We start from the raw sequence: 25,209 nt of genomic DNA on the forward strand, positions 1-25,209 counted from the left end.
ATGGCTACACTATATTTTAAAGTCAGTTCAGATTATGATGAGGTTATCCGTCTGAGGAAGGAATGTGAGAAGCTGGAAGCCCAACTCAAAAAGATGGACGTGAACAAATCCCCCGCAGCCGCCAAGGCTTTGGAAACTCAACTGGCATCTGCTCGCCAACAGATGATGGGGCTGGTGACAGAAGCGGCCAAGGCTGGTGCTGTGATGGAGAATGACCTTAAGAAAAAACTCAATTCCGCGTCAAAGGCCTCCGATGAACTGACAGAGGAAATCATCAAACAAAGGAAAATCATCCGTGATACGCAGGATGATGTCAGACGGCTGTCTGATGAATATTCAAAGATGGGTAAGTATTCTCCTAATTCAAAAGCTAAATTAGCTGAACTGAACCGAGCTAAAGCAGCCTTGAACGAGCAGAGATATTCCCTTGGCGAATTACAGGACCAGCAGGCCAGAAACAGGCTCGAAGTGAGGAAACTTACAAGAGAGTACAAGGATTTTTCCAGTGGGACTAACAACGCTGATGAGATAGTAAAATCCCTGACGGATTCTTTAAAGCGTACAGCCGTTGAAATCGGTGGATTGGTGGCAATAAAGAAATTCGGCTCCGATGTGATTGAAGCAACCGGAAAGATGCAGCAGTTACAGGTAGCTCTTTCAACCATCCTTCAGGACAAATCAAAAGCGGACCAGCTCATCGCCGATATTGTCCAGTTCGCGGCCAAAACACCATTCAATCTTGACGATGTAGCGACCGGAGCAAAACAGCTTCTGGCATACGGTTCCTCGGCCGATAATGTCGTGAATGAACTTTCCATGCTTGGAGATGTGGCTTCCGGATTGCAGATTCCTATCGGACAGCTTATTTATCTGTATGGAACATTGAGAACACAAGGACGGGCCATGACTGTAGATATCCGTCAGTTCGCCGGACGAGGTATTCCAATCTACGAAGAACTGGCCAAGGTATTAGGAGTTTCCAAAGACCAGGTAGGTGAACTTGTGAAGGAAGGGAAGGTCGGATTTAAGGAAGTTGAACAGGCCTTCAAAAACATGACATCCGAGGGAGGAAAGTTTGCCAACCTTATGGAAAGTTCCGCCGGAACGTGGCCCCAGCGACTGTCGAATATCGAAGATACCCTCTTCCAGAAAATGAATGAGTTCGGGAACAAGTATAAGGAAGTTTTTGAGTTTGGCATCGGTACAGCCGAGGACTTGGTGGAAAGTCTTGATGATGTATTGTCTATTATGGGCGGACTGATTGCAGCTTACGGAACGTACAAGGCCGCGTTGATTACCGCAGCCGTAGCGCAGAAGGCGGTCGGGTTCGTTGAAAGTATCCGTCTGATAGGTATGTACAGAAAGGAATTGGGACTGGCCACCGCTGCACAGCAGGCTTTCAATGTCGCTTCAAAATCCAATGTATATGTCACCTTGTTGGCAACGCTGGTAGGAATCGGTACGGCTATTTATATGTACACCAAGAGAACCAATGAAGCCACTGTAGCACAGGAGACGCTTAATTCGGTGAACAAAAAGGCCGATGAGGAATTTTCCAAGCAGGCAGCAACGGTTGACAGGTTGTCCGGCGTATTGAAAAGTGAAACTTCGTCCCTTGACCAGAAGAAGAAAGCCTTGTCTGATTTGCAGGCCATCATCCCATCTTACAATGCCAGTCTTGATGAAGAGGGTAAATTAATAAATAACAACACCGAGGCCATTAAATCCTATCTGACGCAACTGGAAAAGCAGATACGGATGAAAGCTGCTCAGGAAGAGCTGGAGGAGTTATACAGAAAGAAACGTGTTCAAGAAAAAGACTATAAATCAAGTCAAGAAAACTTTGAGAGAGTAAAGAAAGAAAATCCACTTGGAGAGTTTTATGGCGAATCTGGAGCGAGATTACAGCTGTATACAGCACAAGAAAGAAGCAGTGCAGAAAAAAAAGCAAATAAGGCAAAGGAAGCATTAGATGAAACTATTTCTGCTATTAATGCTTTGGAAAAAGAGATTGAAGAATCGTCTTTATCCGAAAAAAAAGAATCCCCACAATCTACAATATCCAAAGAAGTAGAAAATGCCACAAAGCGTATCAATACACTCAAAAAAGAGATAGCCGACCTTCGTAGCGGGAAATTGCAGGCAGAGGCTGGTAAGACTGTAGAATCTGCTATTAAGGCAAAGGAACAAGAGTTGCAGAGTGCAGAAAAGACCTTGGAGACACTTACCGGTGTCAGCCATAAATCAGGAAACAAGAAGGTAGTAGATAGCCAGCAAAATCTTTCCGATGAACTTCTACAACTCATAAGAGCTAATCAGCAGGATGAAATCAACCTGATGGAAGAAGGTTCTGAAAAGAAGCGTAGACAGATTGAGCTGGATTACCAGAAAGAAATCGACGAAATTAAGAAGCAACGCAAAAAATGGGAAGATGCACAAGGTGGAAAGCTTACGTCTGAACAGCGGGAAGTATTAGGGAATCGTGCGTCTAATGCCATGCAGTCACGTGAAAAAGGTCTGGCCGCAATTACGGATACCGAAAATCAGGCTGCAATCGAGGCCAACGAACGCTACCTGAAAAACTACGGCACGTTCATGCAAAAAAGACAGGCTATCACCGATGAGTACAACCGTAAAATATCAGAGGCCACTACTCAGGGAGACAAGGACATACTCCAGAAAGAAATGGAAAAGGCACTCTCCTCCCTTGATCTTGAAAAACTGAAACAGGGTATTAACTGGGAACTTGTGTTCGGTGATTTGGAAAAGGTCTCCAAAGAGTCCTTGAATAAAGTAAAGCAGCAGCTTAGAGACTTCAAGAACTCGGATGAATACAAGAACATGGCCGTTGACCAAAAGAAGGTCATTGACGAGGCGTTGAACAACATCCAGTCAACCCTCATCGACAAAGGCGGATTGCTGGCCGACCTACCCGAACAGTTAAGCGAACTGGCCAAGGCTCAGGAAGAACTGTCACAAGCCCAGGAGGAATACAACGAAGCCATGAGAAGCGGAACAGATGCACAGAAGGAAGCTGCTACAAAAAAGCTGAACGATGCCCAGAAGAGACAGCAGAACGCTCAGACCAATGTGCAGAAGTCAACGGACAAAACAACAAGCAACCTTATCGCTTTGTCGAATGTAATTACCCAGCTTGGTTCAAACTCAGAGATGTCCCTTTCTGAAATCGGAAGTCTGGCCAGTGATGTTGTTGATGTTTTTACAGAAGCAGGAAGTAAGATTGGTGGAATCATTGGAGCCGCATTTTCTCTTTTAGATGCCATCGGAACGCAGGGGCTTGATGGGTTTATTGACAATCTTTTCGGTAGTGTCTTTAGGGCCGTTGGGGGAATATGGGACACATTGACCTTTGGACTTATCGGAAATAAGAAAAGTGACCCTTATTTGAAAAACGATTTGGAAAAACTGACAATATCCAATCAAGATTTGAAAGCCTCTCTCGATAATCTGGCTGAGAAGATGGACGAAAGTGCTGTTGCCGATGCAACTGGACTTTACGAGCAACAGAAGAAGAATATCGAGGAGCAGATGTCCAATACAAAAGAGATGATGCAACGTTCCGCCGCCGCATACAGCAATGGTTTCTTAGGAATCGGTGGTACACATTCAAGTAATAAGAAAATCAACGACGCTATGTCTGCCGAGGACTGGAAACGTGTCAGTGATGCAGCAGGAGTATCAGTTAAAAATGCCGGTGATTTCTGGAACCTGACCAGTGAGCAGATGTACAACGTATCCAACAACGCCACTGACCTCTACTCAAAAATCAAGCAATACGCCGACGATGGATATCAGAACGCTTCGCAGTATATGGACAGCTACATTGAATACTGGAAGCAGCTCGATGAACTGGAGGACACTTACCGCGAAAAGCTGACCGACACCTCGTTTGACACTATCCGGGATGAATTCAAGGACAAACTACTTGATATGGAATCGGATGCGGAAGACTTCGCCGAAAATTTCGAGAAGATGATGCAGCAGGCTGTGGTGGAAAGCATGATGTCAGATACCTATGCAAACCGATTGAAAGAATGGTACAAGAATTTTGCAAACTCGATGACGGACGGTACTTTGTCCAGCTCCGAACAAAGCAATCTCAAATCACAATGGGACCAGATGGTCAGTGATGCCTTAGCTGAGCGGAACGCCATCATGCAGGCTATGGGATGGGAAGGTTCTTCTTCCGAGCAACAGTCGGCATCCAGCCGAGGATTCGGTACGGAAATGACGCACGAGGATGCCGGGGAACTAAGCGGACGGTTCACTGCCGTGTATGAGTCCAATCTCCGAATAGAGGCAGCAGAGCAGCAACAGACGGTGGCCATCACGGAACTGCGAGGTTCCATCAGTGCTTTAACAGCACAAGCTACCGGAATGTACAACATCGCCGACGAAACACGTACCATTCTGGCCAATTCCTATCTGGAGTTGCAGCAAATCAGAGAGAATACAGAAGATTCAGCCAAATACCTGAAAGATATAAAGACTGACATCGCCGAAGTGAAACGTAATACAGCAAGACTATGACAGGAGATTTATTTATCAATGGGAAAGACGCACTGGAAACATGGGGCGCCCGTATGGGAGACAGTTTCCTCGATGCCATCGACGGGTTCAACGAAATGAAAGACTACATTGAGAACGAAAGCCGTCTGGAACATGGCAAACGTGTGATAACAGACAACGCAAAAGTGGATTCGCGCGAAATCACTCTTCAGTTCACCATTGAAGGCAGTTCGGAAAGTGATTACCGAATCAAGAAGAAAGCCTTTCAGAAAGAGCTGGAGAAAGGAGCAGTGAATATAAAGGTTCCGGTACTCGGAAATGAGGTTTACAAGCTGATTTACCTGGGTAAAAGTGTTTCTTATGGATTGAGTCTGGACCGCTGTTTTGGCAAGATTTCAAGTAAATTTGAAGAACCGAATCCTATGGACAGAAGCGAATAACGAACATTCCCGTTATTGTTTCAAATGGGAGTCCTGATTTTTAGGGCTTCCATTTTCTATTTATGAACTTTGGAGGTATGATTGAAATCAAGGACATATCCGGAAAGACAAGGTTTTCCACCTCCATCAACAAGGGGGCAAAGGGAAAGTTTACGCTGATGAAAGAGGACTATATCATCCTCCCATTTTCGGTACCCTCTCCCATTCCTTTCAAGCTGGGTGACTACGTGGACCTATCCGGCGTATTGGATGAATCACTCGGCGGAAAGCTGGCGAAAATTTATGAGATAACTGACCTTCAGAAGCCGACTTACAACACTTCAACTGGCGGCTATGACTATGAGCTTCAGATGAACGCCTACTACTGGAAGTGGAAGAACAAGGTTTTCAAGTACACGCCGGAGCATGCAGGCAGCGAAGCGTCATGGTCGCTTACTGCATCCCTTGATGTACAGCTTGGTGTGTTTCTTCGTAATCTAAAGGCTTTAGGATATACCTATAAAGGAACAGACTTTACATTCAGCATAGACGATTCTGTAGAGAATAAGGCAGTGGCGATGACTTACGACAACATGAACCTGTTGGATGCCTTATTTTCTATGGCGGGCGAGGATAAGTGGAACTGCGATTGCTGGATAACGGACAACGTGATTCATTTTGGGCGAAATGAGTTCGGAGATGCCGTTAAAATCGAGCGTGGTGTCGAAGCGTCGGCCATCACCCGCAGCGAAAGCCAGGGAACTTATGCCACCCGCATCTATGCGTTTGGCTCAACAAAGAATATCCCTACGAACTACCGGCCAACCGATGAGCAGGCCGTGGTGAATGGTGTAGTCCAGAAACGGCTTATGCTTCCGGCCGATACTCCCTATATTGACGCATACGAAGGAATGTCTCAGGAAGAAGCTATCGAGGACGTGGTCGTTTTCGATGATGTTTATCCCCGTCGTGTTGGGACCCTTTCCGACGTTCACACACGCACTGAGGAGGTGGAGAACGAGGGTGGCACGAAAGAGACCGTCACCTATTACCGCTACAAGGATACCGGATTGGAGTTCAAGGAAGAGTATATTATCGAAGGTCAAGAACTGAAAATCAGATTCCAGTCCGGCAAGCTGAACGGCATGGAGTTCGGCGTTATCTTCAATCCCACACCTAAGGATGAGACTCGCGGAGAGCAGCTATGGGAGATTGTCCGGAATGAAGACTATGGCCGTCCCCTACCCGATGATATGATGTATCCTGCTAATGGTGACGAATATATTCTTTCCGGATTTGACATCCAGCTGGTTTCCGACCAGTATATCCCAGAAGCCGAGCAGGAACTGAAGGAAAAGGCACAGAAGTACGCCGACAAAGTGAAGAAGGATGACGGCACCTACCCTACTACCCTCAGAAGTTCATGGGTAAAAGAAGGTTTGGTTTCCCGCACATTCGAGTTCGGTCAACGTATCAATCTGGTAGATGACACCTATTTTGAAAGCGGGCGTATCTCACGCGTCTTGGGATGGGAAATGAATTTGGACATCCCTTGGGACAGCCCGGTCTATACCATCGGTGAGAGTATGCCCTACTCACGTATCGGAGATATCGAGGATAAAGTTGACTCACTTACCTACAAAGGACAGAGTTATAACGGGAATGGTAATGGAGTATATGTTATCAGGGTGAATGATTCAACTACCCCTAGTGACAGCAATGTATTCTCTGCATTAAGAACGTTGAGAACATTTCTACGTAAGGACCAGCCTGACCAGACAAACTTCCTTCTGAAATTCGGCGAGTTCATTGACAGCATGATTGCCGGAAAGGGAGCCGGAATATTCCCGGACGGTCGCGGGCAGTTTGAGAAGCTGGAAGTTCGCAGCGCAATGATAGTAAAAGAACTGATATATAACCGCTGGTTTGCGCAGGAAGGGAATGTGACATACTCCGAAGCCGGAACAATCGAACGAATTGAACTTCTTGAAGACGGCACGTATGACCTGTATCTTCGTCGCCGCTGGGATAATGATATTACGGCATTCAAGGAACAGGACGTAAGTTACGGCTCAGTGAATAATCTGAACTCTACAGGAGAGTATTATGACAGCTGGTTCCGCGTCCTCAACGTGATGCAGGCAGAAAACAAACTGAATGTCGTGCTCTATCCGGATGAAGAGGTCCCGGGCGGTAAGAACTATCCTCCCGCTGTCGGAATGGTAATTACCCGTCGTGGTAATGCGGTAGACGAAGAGCGTCAGGGATTCTGGTATATATCCAGCTATGAGGGATGTATCTGTATGCTGGATGGCGTGACGAGACCTATACTCGAGGAATCCAACTACAGCATCATCATCGGTAAGTTAAAGCGATTGGAACTGTTTGATAACCTCCCAATCAACTACCGGCAAAGTTATGTGTATTGCCGTGGTATCGCTATTCAGGACTTGATGCGGATAGACTATCGGGGTGTGGTTGTCGTACAGCTGAACGACCGTGGGTTCTGGTCACTGGAAGTGGCTCAGAGCGAGAGTCCTTACACGGCTGGCCAAGATACGGTAGATACTGTCTGGCATTACGGCTGTCGCTGGAAATGCCTTGTCACCGGAACAACTGACGAACCTCGCTATGCCAGTACCGGATGGGCAATGATAGAAGGTAATCCTGAATTTACGATAGATATAGAAGCTGATAACGGATGGGTAATAGATGACACGGAATTGGTGGAGGATACTGTCATAAGAACTATAACCCTGTCTGGTAAACTGTACAATGGTGATGTGACGGAGCACATCTTAGATTCAGATGTGACATGGACGCGTGATACAGGCAATGTTGCAGAGGATAACGCCTGGGCAATCAAGAGAGCTGATGCAGGGAAAACACTAACTATCACTCTCGATGATTTAGGGATTGAGTTTACGCAGAAAGGACTTTGCTCATTTAAAGCTACAGCCTTGTTAAGAGATGGACAGGATGTACAAAAAGCCGAGATTGAAAAAAGTTTTTGATATAAAATTAATAAAATATGAAACAAGTGAAATTTTTTAAAGTCTATGGAATTGTTTTCAGATGTGGTAACACCGAGAAAACAAGATTTGTTGAGACTGCAGAGGACATTAGTTATAATATTAAGCGTGCAGTAGAGTTATTGGCCAATCAGGGTGTGATTGCTGATGAAATCTTGCAGATTGCAGAACTTAATCAAAGAAAAGTATATGAAATTAGCAAGTAAAAAGAAAAGTCTTAACATCAACTACCGCCCTTTACAGGCAAGCATAAGTATGCAGGTGGTAACAAGCGTTCCGGACAGACAGTTCTATTCGGCCATGGATAAGTCTTTTACCCCCGACTACACGCTTACCCCGCTTACTCTGTTCCCTCGCTGTGCGGCGGTAGACGTTGATTCCACGTCGGCTGCAAAGGCGATAAACTCAGAACTTACAAACATGAAGTGGTATGAGCGCATCGGCGGTGTACAGAAACTGATTAGCAGCGGTACTGATTATGTCATCACACAGACAGGAGAGAACAAGGGGCAGATACAGGTCAAGAAAAATTCGAGTATAGCGAATCCCATCACTCTTGAATTTTCTGCTGAATATGTGGATGCACGTACTAATCAGGTTCTGAAGTACACTGCCAGCAAGGTTATTATTGTGTCCGACTCAAGTTCTCCGCAGCCGGTTCTCTCTCTTGACTCTCCAGATACGGTTCAGTGGTATCCGGTTCGTGACGTATTGCAACAGACAATAACAGCTCGTTTGATGGCCGGGAACCGCGACATTACGGACGATGAGCGTGTAAAATTCTGGTGGTACAGGGTCCTCTCTACAGGTGCGTTGGAACAGATTGTGGATGGTAATGGTGATAATGACTGGGAGGTAGTGTCAGTCAACAGAAACGTGCTTGTCATAGATCGTGATTTCATCGGCGATGAGCAGGCTTATATATGCAAGGCTGCATACCGTGAGACAGGTTCCTTACCTTCTTCTCCAGATACATTCGACCAGATTGCCAGCACGCGTATCGTAAGATACATACCGCGTCTTGAATGTGACTTCAAGGGGGTAGTTACCGGATGTCCGGCTGGTACAAGCTATATTTATCCGCAGGGATATGTGCGTGATTCGAAAGGCGTAATTCAGAATCCGGAAGAATGGTTCAAGTTCATCTGGATGGGCAAGAATCCCGGTTCAAGCTCATACAGCCAGGTGGCTGAAGGTGCTAATCCTTCAATCAGATTTGTGGAGGGCATGCTGCTTGACTTGCAGATTGAAGACCGTGGGGCACAAGCAATATTGATTGATGATAAGGACAATTCCGTATTGACGGATACTGAAGGCAATATACTTTTTGACAGGATTAACAATTAAAAATACGATTATGGCTTATTACATTAAGGTGACGAAGAAGGTGGCAGACAAGATTGGCGCACCTGTAGAGAACAGAAACAAGACGGCTGACGGCAATATCCTGCTTTGGCAGGCAGATCTGAATGTGATTCCAGGAGAAACCATATTTGACCGTGCGGCATTTGTCGGCGGAGTGGCAATGTGTGGTAATGATGCAAGAGGAGAGATTGATGGTACAGCTGAACCCGCAGAAGTAACCATTCCCGAATATTATCAGGATGCTTCCGGGGATGATATTCCGGATACGATTCCTGCCGTAGAGGAAAACGGAGAGAAAGAAACAGATAGTGTTGTAACTGATAAAACAGAATAATTATGAGTTTAGCGAGTAAAGTCGGACAGGTTGTATATCAGCGCAAGTCTGGTGTATATATGCCTATGTTACAGTGCGATAAAGGAGATTTATACCAGGAATATCAGGGTGACCCGCAGAACCCGACAAACATCACCCCTGACTTTTCTACCCTTCTCCCTACGTTAAGCAATATCATTACATCCTCGAGGGTGGCAGAAGGTCTTGTCATACCCAATCTCGTAAAATGGTTTTTCAATGACACGGAACTGACATTCGGCAGTAATAACGTGTCTACCAATACATTTAATGGAGAGACCGGTCATTTTAAGTCACTCCCTTATCAGAAGGGGACAAGAAACTATTATGGATTGCAGATTCTGAAGAACCTTGTCAAAGCCGCGGGTGCAGCTCCATGTACGATAAAGTCTGAAGCTACGGTGGCCGCAGGTAATACCTCCGATAAGATACAGACTGTGTATGGTATCCCGATTACGGAAGGCACATCAAACGCTATCCGTGTGACGATTCAAGCTGGCGACAACAAATATTTTACACTGTCCACAAACAACGACAGCTGTATCCTTCAGGGTGTAGCCAGAATAGGTAATGATGAGCTTACTTCCGGATTGACCTACAAATGGTACAGTCTTGTTTCAGGTGTATGGAAAGTGATTTCAGGACAGACAGCTAAGAATCTGACTGTGACAAACGATATGGTGGATTCTGTCGGACAGTTCAAGGTCGAAATCTATCAGAATGGTACCTTAATCGGCTCCGACGTCCAGACGGTTACAGATGCTTCAGACCCGCTTGATATCATTCCGAACCCCAATCCGGAGGATGAGACTATCGAGGAGGGTTCGGATGGGACAGTTGTCTATAGCCCGATACTTGTAAAGCGCGGCCAGACGACGAAGTTCAAGGATATGACGTTTTTCTTCACATTCATGGATGCAGCCGGCGTAATCCTTAATCCAGGTACCGCTGAAACCGCCTCGGCAACGGGTACAGTTACTGAAGATATGTGTCAGCAGGCATCCGGTAATGTCGCAGTAGTAATCACAACAAAGGAATAACTATGATTGCAAGAAAGACCACAGAGGTAAAGTTTGTCCGCAAGATACGTTTTATTTCGTATCCAGCCGGACGATACGACCCTAATACCAGCTATGTGTGTACGGAAGCTGCTGGCCCATTTGTCGAACAGGATGGACAGTATTATGCGATGTATAAAGAAGGCACATGGCTGGGTAGCAGTATCGGACGGACGCCAAAAGAAGATTATGCCCAATATGGCTCTGATGCAACCTGGAGACTGATGGATAAATATAAGGCATTAATCGTTGAGATGCTCTTTTCGGACTATGCAAAACTTGGTTCAGCTATATTCCTCGGTGACTATATGTTCAGCCAATATGGTATCCGGAATGGGGCACAAAGCAATGCTTACCAGTATTTCAATCCGAACAACCTGGATGCTTTCCGTCCTAATATATTCATCGATTGGCTAAGAGGGCATATTGAGGCTTTGTCTGGTTATTTTGCTGGAGACCTCTCCTGCAAAAGCATGCAATTACAATTGTCTGATGCGAAAGAGGGGGATGTGTATAATAATTACCTGATTACAAACAGTAATTGTTACAACAGGATATTCCCTAAATTAGAGAACGGGGTAGTACGTTCATTTGAAATGATAATACCATTGATGACACGTTCACCATATCCTTATGATTTTATCGGCGAGGATAGCACAGTATACTTTTGTGTTAAAGGAAATAGGTTTGAAAAAATGGGTAGAGTGATAAGCTTATATAATATTCAGGGGACCAAATTTACAGTTGTTGGATTTGGTGAGAGCGGTAGAACGTACTGGAATATCTATCCTGGAGATTCAGATAGTGAAGGATATTTAGACGATGCGCAGATATCTAATTAACGATTTATTAATTTTAAAATTTAACAATTATGATACAGAAAAAATCATTAAAAGATGCGATACAGAATTCGGAGATTATATCAGTTGTGGGAGGACTACTGCCGGAAGCTACGATGAATAAGAAAGGACTTATGAGTGCTGATTCTTATAAAAATACACAAGTAAAAACAATCCCTAATAACACATCTAATGATTATTACGAAATAGCCGATATACCTAAAGGATGTTTTGCATGTATCGAGGTAAATGGTTCTGCATCTTCGGTTTTTTTTATTGCTCGAATAATAGTTAACTACTCGTCGTCTAGCGGATTTAATTATAAGGTGCATTATTTATTAAATCAACAACCAGAATTGATTGGATTTTATACAGATGGAATTTCAAAATTATATGTGAACAGAAGAACTTCTTTTAATGGGGGAATTAAAGTTGCTATTACCACTAATAGTTTTAATCTTACAATGAAAAATACACCTTTTACTGAAGGTTTGATTGAAATACAATAGGAGGCTATATGCCTCCTATTATGAGATTTATTCCCATTGTGTCCAGCTATTTGCAGATGATTTAACCCTTTGTACGGAAGTATTCGTCGTAAAAGAAGTTACACGCTGCACCGTGATATTAGCCCCTTTTTCATCACCATAAACTTCAAGAAGTCCGAAAATCGGAGGTTTGTTATTGCCTGTGTGTGATGATAATATTTGATAGATTCCTGGTTCTATGATAGTATTAACATCGACGTCTGTCTCTAAAATTCCCTTCCATCGTAACCATGAGGGGTTTATCCCCAGTAGTCCTCCCACGAGGGACCCGTGGGAGGACTTATTGGGACAGCAACAACTGACAAAAACGGGTTATTGTCTGCTAAAGACAAGGCTTTTTTATACCAAAAAATAAGCGGTAGCTATGCGGTTAAAATTATTGATTTATCAGCAATAGGACTATGGAATACTGAATTTTGTAAAATTATATATTTCAACACTGCGGCTAGTGTTTGGGGAGAAATTGACATTATATTTTCATATCGCAATAATAGTCCAGTTGTTAAAGCTCAACTAATAGCAGGTTCTTCCGAAAGTATAAATATATATTTAATTGGTAGTAGTGTTTATGTTAAACTTAAAGATGAAAGTTATGAATCCTATGTAAGTGGCTCGCTAGTCAAATGCACCAATGAAGACCCAAGTATTATTGGAAGCAATGAACCAATAATTATCGAAAAATAGTATCTCCCACGAGGGGCCCGTGGGAGGACTTATTGGAACTGTAACAGAAGCAAAAAATGGATTAATGCCTTCCTCTATCTATAATGTAAACAAACGAAAAGAAGTGCAATTAAATTCTGTAAATGTTCAAAAATGCGTTTTGTTAGGTTCCTGTAATGGTTCTTATAAAAGAGGGGCTATTCGTATTGTCGGATTTTATGAGTCTCAGGCGATAGATTGTATAATCAATATTGCAGATAGTAAAGGAACTGCTGTATTCTCCGTAAATTTAAATTATTTATTTCTGCCATCTAATATCAAGCTTTACAGAAAGGATTATAATAATACTATTTATATCTATGCTCGTTCAATAGGTGGAAGCGGTAATAATTGTTTTATCAAAGTAGAACATTTCGGTGAAATACAGAGTTTAGACTTTAATACAGCATACGAATATGATGATAGTTATAATTCCATTGAATAATTTGCGTGGAGCAGCTGTGTTACATAGCTGTTCCACACAAATACGGTTTATTCACGTCCGCTAGTGAGAAAGTTTACATATCAACCCAACTACTCCAATTACCTACTGACGACCTGCTTCTAAATCTAACCTTTGCCGCTGAACCATCTGTAGGATACGATATTTGCGTATATTGATTTGAAGTAGTCTTGCTGACATCAAATATAGCAAATGTATGACCGGGGCTATTAGGGGTATCTTTAGTTACATTCCGTAGGTAATACCTTCCCTCATCTAGCAGGTTATTAAAATCATCTACAGATGTTATTTCACCTCGAACAACTAAATGACTACTTTTAGATACTAACCCATCCTTTTGTGGCGTTACTGTTCCTATAAGTCCTCCCACGGCCCCTCGTGGGAGAACTTATTGGAGTGGCATCTGCAAGCAAAAATGGCCTTATGCAAAAAACTAATGTGCCACAATCCATCAGTTTATCAGACAGTTTGGGTGTAAGTATCCTTATAGCAGAAGTTTTAGGGTATTCAAATTTTGACATTATCTTCAATCATTCTTATCGAAAAGGTTCATACTATCGTCTGATTATTGGAAGTGAACGAGATGTCATGAAAGCAAATAAGATTGTTGTGGGAAACATTGATCAATGTGATTTTTACTATAGGAAAGAACAGTCTGGTAATTGGGGAATCTATGCAAAGAATAAAATAGGAAATGCAATGATGTTGACAGTCAATAATTTTTCAACTTTTAATACAGCTCTTGAGATGAAGATGGTATATAAAGAAATTCCGTCGGATGCTGTAAAAATAGAGGTATAGGGGTATTAAACTCCCCTATACTTCTACCTCAAAATCTGGACTTGTCAGGTCATCATTAGACTCAACAGAGTAGATTAAGGATTCATCAAAATTTAAAGGGATAATGCGTGTATTGAGGATTGCAGAGCTATATGTTGAAGTCACATATACGGTATTATTCTTTATAGATAAATTCCAAGTTCCATTGCCAGACTTGACACTTTGTAGGGTTAATTTATTTCCTAAGAATGTTACTAAAGCTAAAGCACATGTAGAATTCCCGGTTAAATACAATGCAAATGAGACAAGGTTTGACGTATCTTTTGTTCCAATCAGTTTTACCTGTTTATTACCTGTTTTGAATATACGAACGGAATAATTACCTCCATTATCTGACGTGCATAGGCCTTTATTCACACCAGGTCCAAATGCCGGCAATAGTCCTCCCACGGGCCCCTCGTGGGAGGACTGTTATCTAGTGGAAAATTATATCCATACATGGAAAACAATCTATTAACGACAGATTTCGATGAAATAATTCTCAGCGGTTACTGCCTGATAATGAATGGCCAATCTATATTGAACAAGCCTGATATTCCAGATAATTTCTGGATTATAAAATCTATTGTAGTAAAAAATACTTATCAACTTGTTGAGGTTATAAACCTTAAAGGTGATAGAGCTATTAGGACGCGTAATGCAGGAAATTGGGGAGCATGGATATATGACTAAAATAGGAGGCTATACGCCTCCAACGAGGATATTAATAATGCTATACATCTTCGAATAGTACAGCACCATCCGGGATTGAATTGACTGTTTCAAGAACGATATCTAAACTATAAGGATTTTTGGGGTGAGACGGCCATAAAGTTATATTTACACCTTTTACAGATACATATATATCCATAGATTTATCCGCGTTTAGAATATATGCAACAGAAATTCTATCTTGACTATTTGAAACTACACTAACCGATGGCTCGCTGGCAGGATTTTGCCTAGAGCATAATATACGACCTTCTCCAATTTTACCTGCCGTATAGCTATTGAATGTTAACTCTTGATATATATAACTCTTTACATTCCCTATCTTATAGACACTATTTTGAGATAAACTATACGTCATATTCATGTAAAAATTCTCCGGCATTAGTCCTTTAGATGTTTTTGTTGCCACGGGCAGTAGTTCTCCCACGAGGGGCCCGTGGGAGGACTACTGCCGGAATCAACTCCAAATTTTAAAGGATTAATGCCTGCGAAAGAATCTATGCCTTACAATGGAAATATTCCTGCAAATACCGATTTAAACACATTAAGCCAAGGTGTTTGGATTAAAACATCAGAAACTACAGGTTTAAAAAACGCTCCTGACAGTGTTGGCAGTGATTCATTTTTAATCGAAATTAGACGTTATTTTGGACAAACAATAGGTGTTGGAACAGGATACCAGATTCAGACAATAACTTCGCAAAACGGAGCCACATTTAAAAGAATATACTGGAACAACGCATGGCAGAGTTGGAAATCATTATAATAGGAGGTTAAATGCCTCCTATTAAATTCCATTCAGTCCATTCCAATTTGTTTGTCTTGTAATTAAGATATCTTCTGTAATATCCTTTTGTACAAATATACTCTTGTACGACAAATTGTGAAGCTGATTGGTCATCTCCATTTGAACGTTGCATATGAATTATAAATCCTATGCTATCAGAAGGTGTATTCGGTATATTGGTGTTACATCGAAAAAAGAATAAACCTTGTTTTAAATTTACGTGTAAAGAATTCAGGTCATTATACTTATTATTGTCAAGTTTTATATCTTCTTGATTTATAAAAAATGCCCTACCTGCATTCATTAGTCCGTTATGCTCGAAATCCGATATCGGCAGTAGTCCTCCCACGAGGGACCCGTGGGAGAACTACTACCTATTGCAACATTTAATAACAAAGGAATATTATCTTCTTCTGCATATAGAAATATACCACAAAAAATTAATATTGGGAGAGAATATAACGCTATACGGATTGCTGATAGTTTAGGAAAATGGATTAGGCAATCTATTTCTTTTTTCGGATACATACCGTCAGGGAATAAACTTGCATTTAATGGCTTTGCCTATTTTGAAACGACAGATATAACACTGAAAGGTGGGGCAAAAATCTTATCACATGGAGATAATAGTGAAGGGCTTTTAGAGTTGTATTCTAAAGAAGAAAATGGCAAATTCCATTTATATTTAGTTGCTCCTATTACAGCAAGTTCTGAGATTGATACTTTTTTTATAACGAGCCCTTATGAATGTGTTAGGGAGAAAATAATATTGGATGATTCGTTCAATAAACTACAGATAAACATAATAGGAGGCTAAATGCCTCCTATTATGAGATTTTTAAAAGATTCATTCCTTCTGTATTATTTGACAATGCTGGTGTAAATAGTGGTTTAAAGTAAGGGCCTGCATTATTGGTTATGAGCGTGAGACTGCAAATTCCAGTAACAGTGGATTTCTTTTTAAAGTAAATCGCAGTACCATCACAATAGAATTCCAAGAAACTGACATCACCACTAATTTTCTTTATCTCCAAATCTGAATAATCTTTTATTGTTGAATTGATTGTCAATATAAAAGCCTTAGTACAATATCCAATAATTAATGCAGATATTGTATGTCCGATGGTATCATCATTATTGGTGAGTTGATAAAGAATATCATTATTCCCAACTGGCAAACTTTTTGATTCTAAGGTGTTTTTACCAACAACTCCTTTTTTCGTAAGAATCACTTCTGGCAGTAGTCCTCCCACAAATACAAATTTGTGGAAACAACACAAACAACGTATCTTCGGGCGCAAAAATGGAAAAAATAAGATACCGCCTTGTCTATAATCGAAAGAAACAACTCAACAAGCAAGGAACAGCTCTAGTACAAGTCGAAGCATCCCTCAATCAGCGTAAAATATACTTCAAAACAAACATTTACTTACGTCCGGAGCACTGGGACAAGCAGACAGCGCAGGTATGCAACCATCCGCAAGCTAACGACCTGAACGCTATGTTGTTTGAGTATGTCCTTCACTTGCAGGCCATAGAATTGTCTTTCTGGAAGAGAGGAATCTCGCCCACACTGTCACTATTGAAGGACGCGATAAAGAAAGATACCCCTGTTTCTGTCACGTTCCCCGTCTTCGCCAAAGAATACGTAAAGCACTCAGACAGACGTCAAAGCACGAAAGACAACCTGATTACGACGATTAATGTACTGCAAGAATTCAGACCTGGGCTTGACTTTAAAGACATCACATACACATTCCTGAAGGATTTTGAGGCATATTTACGGGAAAAGGGGAATGGGGTTAATACCGTTGCTAAACATCTAAGACAACTCCGTACGTTGGTCAATGAGGCTATCAATCAGGGATACATTCACGCAGATGCTTACCCGTTCAGGAAATTCAAAATCAAGCAGGAGAAGGGCCGACACGAGTTCCTGACACCTGACGAGTTGCGTAAGCTGGAGAACCTGGAAGTGCATGACAAGAAGCTACGTCACGTGCTTGATGCATTCCTATTCTGTTGCTACGTAGGGTTGCGCTTCTCCGACTTCTGCCAGCTGTCCCCGGAAAATTATATCAAGGTTAATGGTAAAAAGTGGCTGCATTTCAAGTCAATCAAAACCGGAATAGAACTACGGCTCCCGCTGCATCTTCTATTCGATGGAAAGGCATTGGCTATTCTGGACCGCTACAACATAGAAGAATTTGCCAGCCTTGGATGTAATTCGGATGTGAACAAATACCTCGCACAGATAGCCGGAATGGCACGTATAAAGAAGCACATAACCTACCACACGGCCCGTCATACATGTGCGACCCTACTCATCCATCAAGGGGTTCCGATTACTACCGTGCAAAAGCTTTTAGGCCACACTTCGGTCAAAACGACTGAGATTTATTCGGAGGTTCTTTCATCAACAATTCTTCGGGATTTGAAGGCTGTAAAAACACGAAAAAAAACAGCTCGATTTTCAACCAAATTTTGCGGCCCGGTAGAGTTTGGGTAGATTTCTTATACTCTACCCAGATTCTACTGACACGCCTTGTCATCCTTTTTGAAACCTTTTATTCTTTGTTCGTTTTTAACTTATTTTCCTTCGTTGGAAAAGGAAGGTAAATGAGTAGATTTGTGTGTGACTTATGAGATAACGCCCATCAGCGTGTTCCATCCTGGGATGCGCTTGTGGGCGTTTTTGTTTAATTTAAAATCATAGTAAAATGAAAAGATTTGTATTCATGTGTGTCGCACTGTTGATGTGCGTAGTGAGTGTTTTTGCGGAAACTTCCGTTAGTGTAGAACCTTCCGTTCCGGAGTTCCTGACCGGATTTGGCAGTTTCACCGGACTTGTTACGGTCGTGGTTCCTGCCGTAGTAGGATTTATCGCTTCGAAGTTATCCAATCCTATGAATAAGTGGGTTTCAATGTGGGTGACGGCGGTTGTCGGCGTAGTTGTTACCTTCTTTAGTTGGTGGATGAATCTCGGCTTTCCTCCGGCAGACGCAAGTATCTGGGTTGTGGTGATTGATGCGTTGTTCGTAGCCCTGGCATCGACTGGAATCGTGTCGGTTGTAACAAGCGAATGGCTGGCCAAGTTGTTCGGTGGTAAGGTAACTAAGGAATGATGCAGAACTTTATAACCGTCATAGCCCCGCATATTCTGGTTGCCGGGGCTTACTCCTTTGTAGGAGAGATAAGAAGCGTTGTCTTTGAGCTTCGCTGGATGCTGGTCTTCATTGTAGCCATGATTATAGCTGATTTTGTCCTGGGTATCATTGACAGCGTGGTCAAACGAGGTGAAGATTTCAGGTTTAGCAGGGCTGGACGCCGGACGATGTGTAAGTTCATCGAATATAATTCGTATCTGGTGCTGGGATTCGGTTTTGGTGTTGCTATTCTCCAGCCTGTAGGTATTTGTTCCTATACGGTATCGTCAATGTGCGGACTTGGAATAGCTATTGTATTTGAATTTGACTCAATCATGGAACATGTATGTGAAATTCATGGAATCAAGAACAAGGTTTCCATTAAGCGGCTGCTGGTCGGCTATATCAAGAAGAAGTACGCGGCAGCAGGAGAAATCATTGAAGAAGTGACTAAGGAGAAGAAATAAAAAAGGAGTGCCACCGCACTCCATAACACGTTTATTAACCATCTTACCTCACGGTAGGACTTTCACAAATATAGAAATTGAAATGATATGAACAAAATAGATTCGATTGTTATTCATTGCTCGGCCACGAAAGCCGTGCAGGATATCGGTAAAAAAGAGATTAATCAGATGCATGTAGCTCGTGGTTTCCAATGTATTGGGTATAACTACGTCATCCGTCTTGATGGCACGGTGGAAGTTGGCCGGAGTCTGACAATAGACGGGGCGCACTGTAACAGCAAAGGCTTCAGCGGGGTAAGCTACAATAAACACAGCATCGGTATCTGCTATGTGGGAGGGTTGGATGTAAACGGTAAGGCAGCCGACACCCGAACCCCAGCCCAGAAGAAAGCGTTGGCCAAACTGATTAAAGAGTTGTGCTCAAAGTACCAGATTGTAGAGATTCTTGGCCATCGTGACACATCGCCAGACTTGGACGGCGACGGAATAGTGGAACCGGAAGAATGGACGAAGATGTGCCCTTGCTTCGATGTGCGTGCAGAATATCCTTTTATCCCTGAAATTGTTGTGAAGCCATGAAACTCTATAATTACATAATAGACAAGGTGGGTCGGTTCATCATGCTGGCTCCCTTCATGTGCTTGCTTGTTTTCTTTTCGTGCCGGACAAAGTACGTACCCGTAGAGAGTAAGGCCGACAGCGTTGTCGTGGAGAAGCTGGTGGAAGTCCAGCTACCGCCTGATAGTGCAACCATCCGGGCGCTTCTGGAGTGTGACGAAAACGGGAAGGTGGTACTGGCTTGGCTGGACATTGCAAACAGCAGGAACGCACAGGCACATCTTACAATCGACAGTTTGGGCAACCTGCTGGCGAAGATGAAGACACAGCAGGATACGGTCTACCTGCCATCAAAGAAGATTACGGTAACCAAGGAAGTGAAAGTACCGTACTCGGTAGAAAAGGAGCTGACCAGGTGGCAGAAATTATGTATCAATGTCGGAGGATGGGCAATCGGAATAGTAATAATCACGATACTTGTAGTTGCATGGAGAATGGTGTATAAATTAAAGAAATAGAAGGAGGTGTAATATGAAGTAAGCTTTTTCTACTTTTTTGAAACGGAAAAGCAGCAGTACCCCGGCAAGTGTGTCGGGGATTTTTTGTAGTATAGTATTGATTTTCCAAACAATTCTGCGTTAGATTTTTTACATTTGCTTATAATTTAAATCTGAGAGTTATGAGCCTAAATGAAATTTATAAAGACATTCTGTGTCTGTTCAATAGAAATAAACATGATGATTATATTGCAAATTTGTCACATTTATATGAAAGATTTTATGAGTTATTGAAAAAAGAGAATGAGGAATTAGCAAGGGATGTACTTTATAGTACTACGACAATTTTATCATTTATAAATGGAGAAAAAAACGGAAGCGAACTTTTGATTGAAAATGTAAATTTTCCAAGTCTTATAATTCAGTACAAAGAAGTTTTCTATAGAGCAAGATCAGTGACGTCAGAAGTCAAAGAAAGGGATTTTAATGCTCAATGTATGTTTCATATACCATTAATGTCTAAAAAAATGAACTCAGGAAGATTTGACAGAGAAGGTATGATACGTCTTTATCTATCAAAGTCTTGTTTTAGTTGTTTCTGTGAAGTTACTCCAGTGGAAGGTGAAGACCTGATGATTTCTTTATTTAAATTTATTCATACAGAACCTTTACAGATAATTGATTTTAGATTAAAATCTGAATTTGATTTTAATGAATTGAGATTAAAAGAAAAGAGGAATTATTTACTTTGTCTACCATACATTTTAGCATGTATGTTTATAAAAAACGGTTCCTTGGAATACATATTTCCACAGTACGTTATGTCGGTCTTGGATTATATGGATGAAAAATTACAGAAAAAATATGATGGAAATAAAAATAAGGTTTTCACTCCTTATATAGGATTGTCTTATACATCTGTACATTTTGATAATGAGTTTATTAGAAGAGAGAATAAAGATTGTCTATATGATAATTATGTATTTTTAGCTAAGCATGGAAAGAAAAATATAGGAACAAGCAAGTTGTTAAGTGACATGTTTGTCGTAACTAATCCATTAAGATGTCAATGGAGACAAAAAAGTGATTATAAAAGAATAGAGGATTCACTTAATGGTATGGAATGCTATCAGATAGAATAAATTTCTTAATTTCGCGACGTAGAAGCTCGTCTTATTTTAGGCGACAAGCCCCGACCAGATTAATATCCAGAAGGGGCTTTTCCATTATCCTCTCATCATCATAATATCAGACCGGAGTTCAATATATTGCTTGTATTTTTCCGGATTGTTCACGTAATCAATCACCCGCGAAATGGCCATATCCGCCTGTTTTTGCCGGACTTTGGTGTAGTACCGGATAACCCCCTTTGATTTGTCTGAGTGCCCTAAGCAGTAGTCTATTATCCCGTCAGGAATGCCTATTTCAGAGGCGTACTGGGCGAAAGACTTGCGGGCCGAATAAAATGTAACACGTTCATCAATATTCAATTCCTCAGCCAAATCTCCAAGAGAATACGTAACATACTGAGAAAAGTTGTGATATGTGAATTTATACCCAAAGTCGAGCTTTCCCGTCCTTTTATCCATCCATCTGCATATTATCTCTCTTGCCTGAGATGGAATTGTTAATGCAACCACGTTATCCGACTGCATTCTTCCTTTAGTCTTTGAGCGTGAATATTCCAATACGTCTTTTCTAAAGTCTGTTTGCATAATGTCTATAAGATTCATTCCTCCCAGATAAAAGGAAAGGCAAAAAAGGTCACGTGCCATAATCAACTTTCTCTTTTCTGGTGAAGATTCACGAATCTTGTTAAAATTCTGTACCGTCAAATCAAGTTTCCTGATTGGAGCCGCAGATATTCGCGTGGTCACGAAAGGATGTATGTCATAAGATATGTTCCACTCTCTTATCGCTCTGTTGATTACTGACTTCATCTGAGCAAGCATTGTGTTTACTGTAGCTTCGGTCACTTTCCGCTTCCGTATGAATGCCGCAAAATTCTGGACTAATGACGGGGTTAAGTCTGAGAGAAGTATGTCCCCCCTTGCAAAGTCCCGAAAATACCTCCCCACCCTTTCAATAGACAATGCGTATGAATCTCTTCCCTCAGATTTAAGATAATCAACAAAACTTCCACATGCCGATGAAAAAGTTCGTTCTTCGGAAAGATTGTCAGTAGATATGATTTCTTTAATTTGACGGCAGGAATAAAGTTCAAGATGTTTTATTGAGTCCAGTTTCTCTTGAAGGTCATCAAGGATGTTCCTAAGTTTCCGGTTTATCGCAGATGCCTCTGGATGCTTCACGACCTGACCGTTCTTAAACTGATTCTCTGAAATAATGAATCGTGTGACGATATATGTTGTTTCATGCTTGTGTCGGAGTGCAATTCTTATCTTATGCCTTCCGTCCTTTAATACTTTTGCCTTGAAAATGGTAAGTGATAGAGTTGCCATAATGATTAAAAAATTTAAGGATACTCCAGGGATACTCACAGAATTGTAAATTTACAATCCAAATCCTTTTTTTTAATCATCGTAATAAGCTGTAGAAAATAGAAAAACCGCCTAATTTACAGTGTAATAAGCGGTTCTAAATTGGAGCCGAAAGCGGGACTCGAACCCGCGACTTACTCATTACGAATGAGTTACTCTACCAACTGAGTTATTTCGGCAACGTGTCTCGTTGAAAACGGTTGCAAAATTACTGTTTTCCTGAAACCTGCCAAACAAAAATGAGTTTTTTTTCAAGAAAACTGCATTTTTTCTATCCACATCCCCCGTCTCACGACCCACAGAGAAGATTTGGTACCTAAATCTTGCACCATTTACCCCATAATTACTGAGATATAATTCAACGGTTTTCCACTTATACCCGCAAAAGGAAACAACGTCTGAAAGAATTGCTGCTTTCTATCATGCAAACAAAAAGACAAACAAGGACGGAGAAAAGAAATGAAGAGACGAAAAAGAAATATTTTTGTAAAAACTTTCGATAATCACCCTTTCATTTGAATAGAAATGTGTATATTTGCACTCCGAATTATGACGTGACAAAAGAGTTTAATGGATTACTGGTTAAGACATAGAAAGAATACACACATATTCGGAATTCCGGCGGACTGGATGAATGCCGGAAGCCATTCTCTTTTTCCCTCATGTCATTTTTTCCCTGAATATTTGAGTTTCCCTTTATTATTTACACCCGGAATTGCTTTTCGGCAAATCCGGGCGTTTTTTCGTATATACGAACGCAAAAGAATAATAATACAAGATATATAAGACTATTTGTAATAAGGTAATGAGAAATGTAACATTGATCCTCGACGACGGGAGCCGCTTTCACGGCAAGTCGTTCGGCTATGAGAAACCGGTAGCCGGTGAAGTGGTGTTCAACACGGCAATGACCGGATACCCTGAAAGCTTGACCGACCCTTCGTATGCCGGTCAGTTGATGACACTGACTTATCCACTGGTCGGTAACTACGGCGTGCCTCCGTTCACGTTCGAAGCAAACGGACTGCCCACTTTCATGGAAAGTGAAAAAATCCATGCCGAAGCGATTATCGTGAGCGACTACAGCGAAAAGTATTCCCACTGGAATGCAGTAGAAAGCCTGGCCGACTGGCTGAAGCGTGAACAGATTCCGGGCATCACGGGCATCGACACACGCGAACTGACCAAGATGCTGCGTGAACACGGTGTGATGATGGGAAAAATCGTGTTCGACGATGAACCGGACAACATCCCGGAGGCTACTTACGCCGGCGTGAACTACGTGGACAAGGTTTCCTGCAAGGAAATCATCCGCTACAACGAAGGCGAAGGCAAGAAAAAAGTAGTGCTCGTGGACTGTGGCGTGAAATCAAACATTATCCGTTGCCTGCTCAAGCGCGACGTGGAAGTTATCCGCGTGCCTTGGGACTATGATTTCAATTCCTTGCAATTCGACGGCCTGTTTATCTCCAACGGTCCGGGCGACCCGGACACATGCGATGCGGCCGTACAGAATATCCGCAAAGCCATGCAGAACGAAAAACTTCCTATCTTCGGTATCTGTATGGGTAACCAGCTGCTTTCAAAAGCTGGTGGAGCTAAAATCTACAAGCTGAAATACGGACACCGCAGCCACAACCAACCGGTACGTCTGGTGGGCACTGACAAATGCTTCATCACTTCTCAGAACCACGGCTACGCAGTGGACAACAACACGCTAGGAGCCGACTGGGAACCGCTCTTCATCAACATGAACGACGGCTCCAACGAAGGTATCCGCCACAAGAAGAATCCTTGGTTCTCGGCACAGTTCCACCCCGAAGCTGCCAGCGGTCCGACCGATACAGAGTTCCTGTTCGACGAGTTTGTAAAGTTGCTGTAAGTAATAACCTAATATAAACACCATGAAAAATTCGATAATTGAGAATTTGAAGAGCTATAATTTTGAAGGTTTCATAACAATTGCTAAATTAAGAGATAATAGAGCAATAATACCTCAAATGCCAGGAGTTTATTTAGTTCTACGGTTATCAGGATTAGAGCCACAATTTTTAGAAACAGGAACTGGAGGTTTCTTTAAGCAAAGAAATCCCAACGTTTCAATAGAAACACTGAAAGACAAATGGTTAAAAGGTGAATCATTGTTATATATAGGTAAGGCGACAAATCTTAATTCCCGTCTAAGTTCATATTTAAAATTTGGACAACATCAAAATGTAGGACATTGGGGTGGTCGTTTTATTTGGCAATTGGCAGATGCTAACGATTTAATTATTTGCTGGAAAGTTTTAGAAGATATCATTCCACGAGATTATGAAAAAGCTTTCTTGCAAAAGTTTTATGAAGCTAATGGGAAATTACCATTCGCAAATCTACAAAAATAAAAGAAAACAG

Annotated in this window: 27 protein-coding genes and 1 tRNA gene; 23 read left to right on the top strand and 5 right to left on the bottom strand. The window is 41.9% G+C overall.

Going from position 1 to position 25,209, the window contains the following annotated elements; translation table 11 throughout:
- From OIM59_RS09085 to OIM59_RS09140, 12 genes are all read left to right on the top strand, one after another.
- Complete coding sequence (locus tag OIM59_RS09085; RefSeq protein WP_303896323.1) at positions 1-4,551, top strand: tape measure protein; 4,551 nt, start codon at positions 1-3, stop codon at positions 4,549-4,551.
- Positions 4,548-4,970, top strand: a complete 423-nt coding sequence (locus OIM59_RS09090; RefSeq protein ID WP_303896324.1) for a hypothetical protein — start codon at positions 4,548-4,550, stop codon at positions 4,968-4,970. The genes OIM59_RS09085 and OIM59_RS09090 overlap by 4 nt, the downstream gene beginning before the upstream one ends.
- A 77-nt stretch (positions 4,971-5,047) precedes the next feature.
- Complete coding sequence (locus OIM59_RS09095) at positions 5,048-7,963, top strand: hypothetical protein (protein WP_303896325.1); 2,916 nt, start codon at positions 5,048-5,050, stop codon at positions 7,961-7,963.
- A gap of 17 nt (positions 7,964-7,980) precedes the next feature.
- Complete coding sequence (locus tag OIM59_RS09100) at positions 7,981-8,187, top strand: hypothetical protein (RefSeq protein ID WP_303896326.1); 207 nt, start codon at positions 7,981-7,983, stop codon at positions 8,185-8,187.
- Complete coding sequence (locus OIM59_RS09105) at positions 8,171-9,328, top strand: hypothetical protein (protein WP_303896327.1); 1,158 nt, start codon at positions 8,171-8,173, stop codon at positions 9,326-9,328. The genes OIM59_RS09100 and OIM59_RS09105 overlap by 17 nt, the downstream gene beginning before the upstream one ends.
- Positions 9,329-9,338: 10 nt before the next feature.
- Complete coding sequence (locus OIM59_RS09110) at positions 9,339-9,680, top strand: hypothetical protein (RefSeq protein ID WP_303896329.1); 342 nt, start codon at positions 9,339-9,341, stop codon at positions 9,678-9,680.
- Between the two features lie 2 nt (positions 9,681-9,682).
- Complete coding sequence (locus tag OIM59_RS09115) at positions 9,683-10,738, top strand: hypothetical protein (protein WP_303896330.1); 1,056 nt, start codon at positions 9,683-9,685, stop codon at positions 10,736-10,738.
- Positions 10,739-10,740: 2 nt separating this feature from the next.
- Positions 10,741-11,598, top strand: coding sequence for a hypothetical protein (locus tag OIM59_RS09120; protein ID WP_303896331.1), 858 nt, complete (start codon positions 10,741-10,743; stop codon positions 11,596-11,598).
- A 29-nt stretch (positions 11,599-11,627) separates the two neighbouring features.
- Positions 11,628-12,104: a hypothetical protein gene (locus tag OIM59_RS09125; RefSeq protein ID WP_303896333.1), complete on the top strand. Its 477-nt coding sequence runs from the start codon at positions 11,628-11,630 to the stop codon at positions 12,102-12,104.
- A 309-nt stretch (positions 12,105-12,413) separates the two neighbouring features.
- Positions 12,414-12,827: a hypothetical protein gene (locus OIM59_RS09130; protein WP_303896335.1), complete on the top strand. Its 414-nt coding sequence runs from the start codon at positions 12,414-12,416 to the stop codon at positions 12,825-12,827.
- Positions 12,828-12,846: 19 nt separating this feature from the next.
- Positions 12,847-13,290 carry a hypothetical protein gene (locus OIM59_RS09135; RefSeq protein ID WP_303896336.1) on the top strand — a complete coding sequence of 148 codons (444 nt, stop codon included), beginning with the start codon at positions 12,847-12,849 and terminating at the stop codon, positions 13,288-13,290.
- A 441-nt stretch (positions 13,291-13,731) separates the two neighbouring features.
- Positions 13,732-14,109, top strand: a complete 378-nt coding sequence (locus tag OIM59_RS09140) for a hypothetical protein (RefSeq protein ID WP_303896337.1) — start codon at positions 13,732-13,734, stop codon at positions 14,107-14,109.
- A gap of 15 nt (positions 14,110-14,124) precedes the next feature.
- Here OIM59_RS09140 and OIM59_RS09145 read toward each other — a convergent pair whose 3' ends face one another.
- A complete protein-coding gene (locus OIM59_RS09145; protein WP_303896338.1) occupies positions 14,125-14,538 on the bottom strand; it encodes a hypothetical protein in 414 nt (137 codons plus the stop codon).
- Positions 14,539-14,586: 48 nt separating this feature from the next.
- On the opposite strand from OIM59_RS09145, the gene OIM59_RS09150 reads away from it, so the two are divergent.
- Positions 14,587-14,820, top strand: coding sequence for a hypothetical protein (locus tag OIM59_RS09150; protein WP_303896339.1), 234 nt, complete (start codon positions 14,587-14,589; stop codon positions 14,818-14,820).
- A gap of 40 nt (positions 14,821-14,860) precedes the next feature.
- Here the strand turns inward: OIM59_RS09150 and OIM59_RS09155 are convergent, their stop codons facing one another.
- Positions 14,861-15,268: a hypothetical protein gene (locus tag OIM59_RS09155; RefSeq protein ID WP_303896341.1), complete on the bottom strand. Its 408-nt coding sequence runs from the start codon at positions 15,266-15,268 to the stop codon at positions 14,861-14,863.
- Positions 15,269-15,295: 27 nt separating this feature from the next.
- On the opposite strand from OIM59_RS09155, the gene OIM59_RS09160 reads away from it, so the two are divergent.
- Both OIM59_RS09160 and OIM59_RS09165 read left to right on the top strand, forming a co-directional pair.
- Positions 15,296-15,625, top strand: a complete 330-nt coding sequence (locus OIM59_RS09160; protein ID WP_303896343.1) for a pyocin knob domain-containing protein — start codon at positions 15,296-15,298, stop codon at positions 15,623-15,625.
- 379 nt (positions 15,626-16,004) lie between these two features.
- Positions 16,005-16,463 carry a hypothetical protein gene (locus tag OIM59_RS09165; protein ID WP_303896345.1) on the top strand — a complete coding sequence of 153 codons (459 nt, stop codon included), beginning with the start codon at positions 16,005-16,007 and terminating at the stop codon, positions 16,461-16,463.
- 10 nt (positions 16,464-16,473) lie between these two features.
- Here OIM59_RS09165 and OIM59_RS09170 read toward each other — a convergent pair whose 3' ends face one another.
- The gene (locus OIM59_RS09170) at positions 16,474-16,899 is read right to left on the bottom strand and encodes a hypothetical protein (RefSeq protein WP_303896347.1); all 426 of its coding nucleotides are present in this window, start codon (positions 16,897-16,899) and stop codon (positions 16,474-16,476) included.
- 50 nt (positions 16,900-16,949) lie between these two features.
- On the opposite strand from OIM59_RS09170, the gene OIM59_RS09175 reads away from it, so the two are divergent.
- From OIM59_RS09175 to OIM59_RS09200, 6 genes are all read left to right on the top strand, one after another.
- Complete coding sequence (locus OIM59_RS09175; RefSeq protein ID WP_303896349.1) at positions 16,950-18,155, top strand: site-specific integrase; 1,206 nt, start codon at positions 16,950-16,952, stop codon at positions 18,153-18,155.
- A 211-nt stretch (positions 18,156-18,366) separates the two neighbouring features.
- Positions 18,367-18,771 (top strand): hypothetical protein, encoded by a 405-nt coding sequence (locus tag OIM59_RS09180; RefSeq protein WP_303896351.1) that lies wholly within the window; start codon positions 18,367-18,369, stop codon positions 18,769-18,771.
- Positions 18,768-19,259, top strand: coding sequence for a hypothetical protein (locus tag OIM59_RS09185; protein ID WP_303896353.1), 492 nt, complete (start codon positions 18,768-18,770; stop codon positions 19,257-19,259). Before OIM59_RS09180 ends, OIM59_RS09185 begins: the two co-directional genes overlap by 4 nt.
- A gap of 87 nt (positions 19,260-19,346) precedes the next feature.
- The gene (locus OIM59_RS09190) at positions 19,347-19,838 is read left to right on the top strand and encodes an N-acetylmuramoyl-L-alanine amidase (RefSeq protein ID WP_303896354.1); all 492 of its coding nucleotides are present in this window, start codon (positions 19,347-19,349) and stop codon (positions 19,836-19,838) included.
- Positions 19,835-20,335, top strand: coding sequence for a hypothetical protein (locus OIM59_RS09195; RefSeq protein ID WP_303896355.1), 501 nt, complete (start codon positions 19,835-19,837; stop codon positions 20,333-20,335). Before OIM59_RS09190 ends, OIM59_RS09195 begins: the two co-directional genes overlap by 4 nt.
- A gap of 161 nt (positions 20,336-20,496) precedes the next feature.
- Complete coding sequence (locus tag OIM59_RS09200) at positions 20,497-21,456, top strand: hypothetical protein (protein WP_303896356.1); 960 nt, start codon at positions 20,497-20,499, stop codon at positions 21,454-21,456.
- A gap of 84 nt (positions 21,457-21,540) precedes the next feature.
- On the opposite strand, the gene OIM59_RS09205 is transcribed toward OIM59_RS09200, so the two are convergent.
- Complete coding sequence (locus tag OIM59_RS09205) at positions 21,541-22,776, bottom strand: site-specific integrase (RefSeq protein ID WP_303896358.1); 1,236 nt, start codon at positions 22,774-22,776, stop codon at positions 21,541-21,543.
- 142 nt (positions 22,777-22,918) lie between these two features.
- A tRNA-Thr gene (locus tag OIM59_RS09210) sits at positions 22,919-22,994 on the bottom strand.
- A 626-nt stretch (positions 22,995-23,620) separates the two neighbouring features.
- Between OIM59_RS09210 and carA the strand changes: the two genes are divergently transcribed.
- The gene (carA, locus tag OIM59_RS09215) at positions 23,621-24,697 is read left to right on the top strand and encodes a glutamine-hydrolyzing carbamoyl-phosphate synthase small subunit (RefSeq protein ID WP_299171793.1); all 1,077 of its coding nucleotides are present in this window, start codon (positions 23,621-23,623) and stop codon (positions 24,695-24,697) included.
- Positions 24,698-24,719: 22 nt separating this feature from the next.
- A complete protein-coding gene (locus OIM59_RS09220; protein WP_303896361.1) occupies positions 24,720-25,199 on the top strand; it encodes a hypothetical protein in 480 nt (159 codons plus the stop codon).
- Positions 25,200-25,209: the final 10 nt, after the last annotated feature.

This window comes from Bacteroides mediterraneensis (assembly GCF_025993685.1).
GTDB classification, from domain to species: Bacteria; Bacteroidota; Bacteroidia; order Bacteroidales; family Bacteroidaceae; genus Phocaeicola; species Phocaeicola mediterraneensis_A.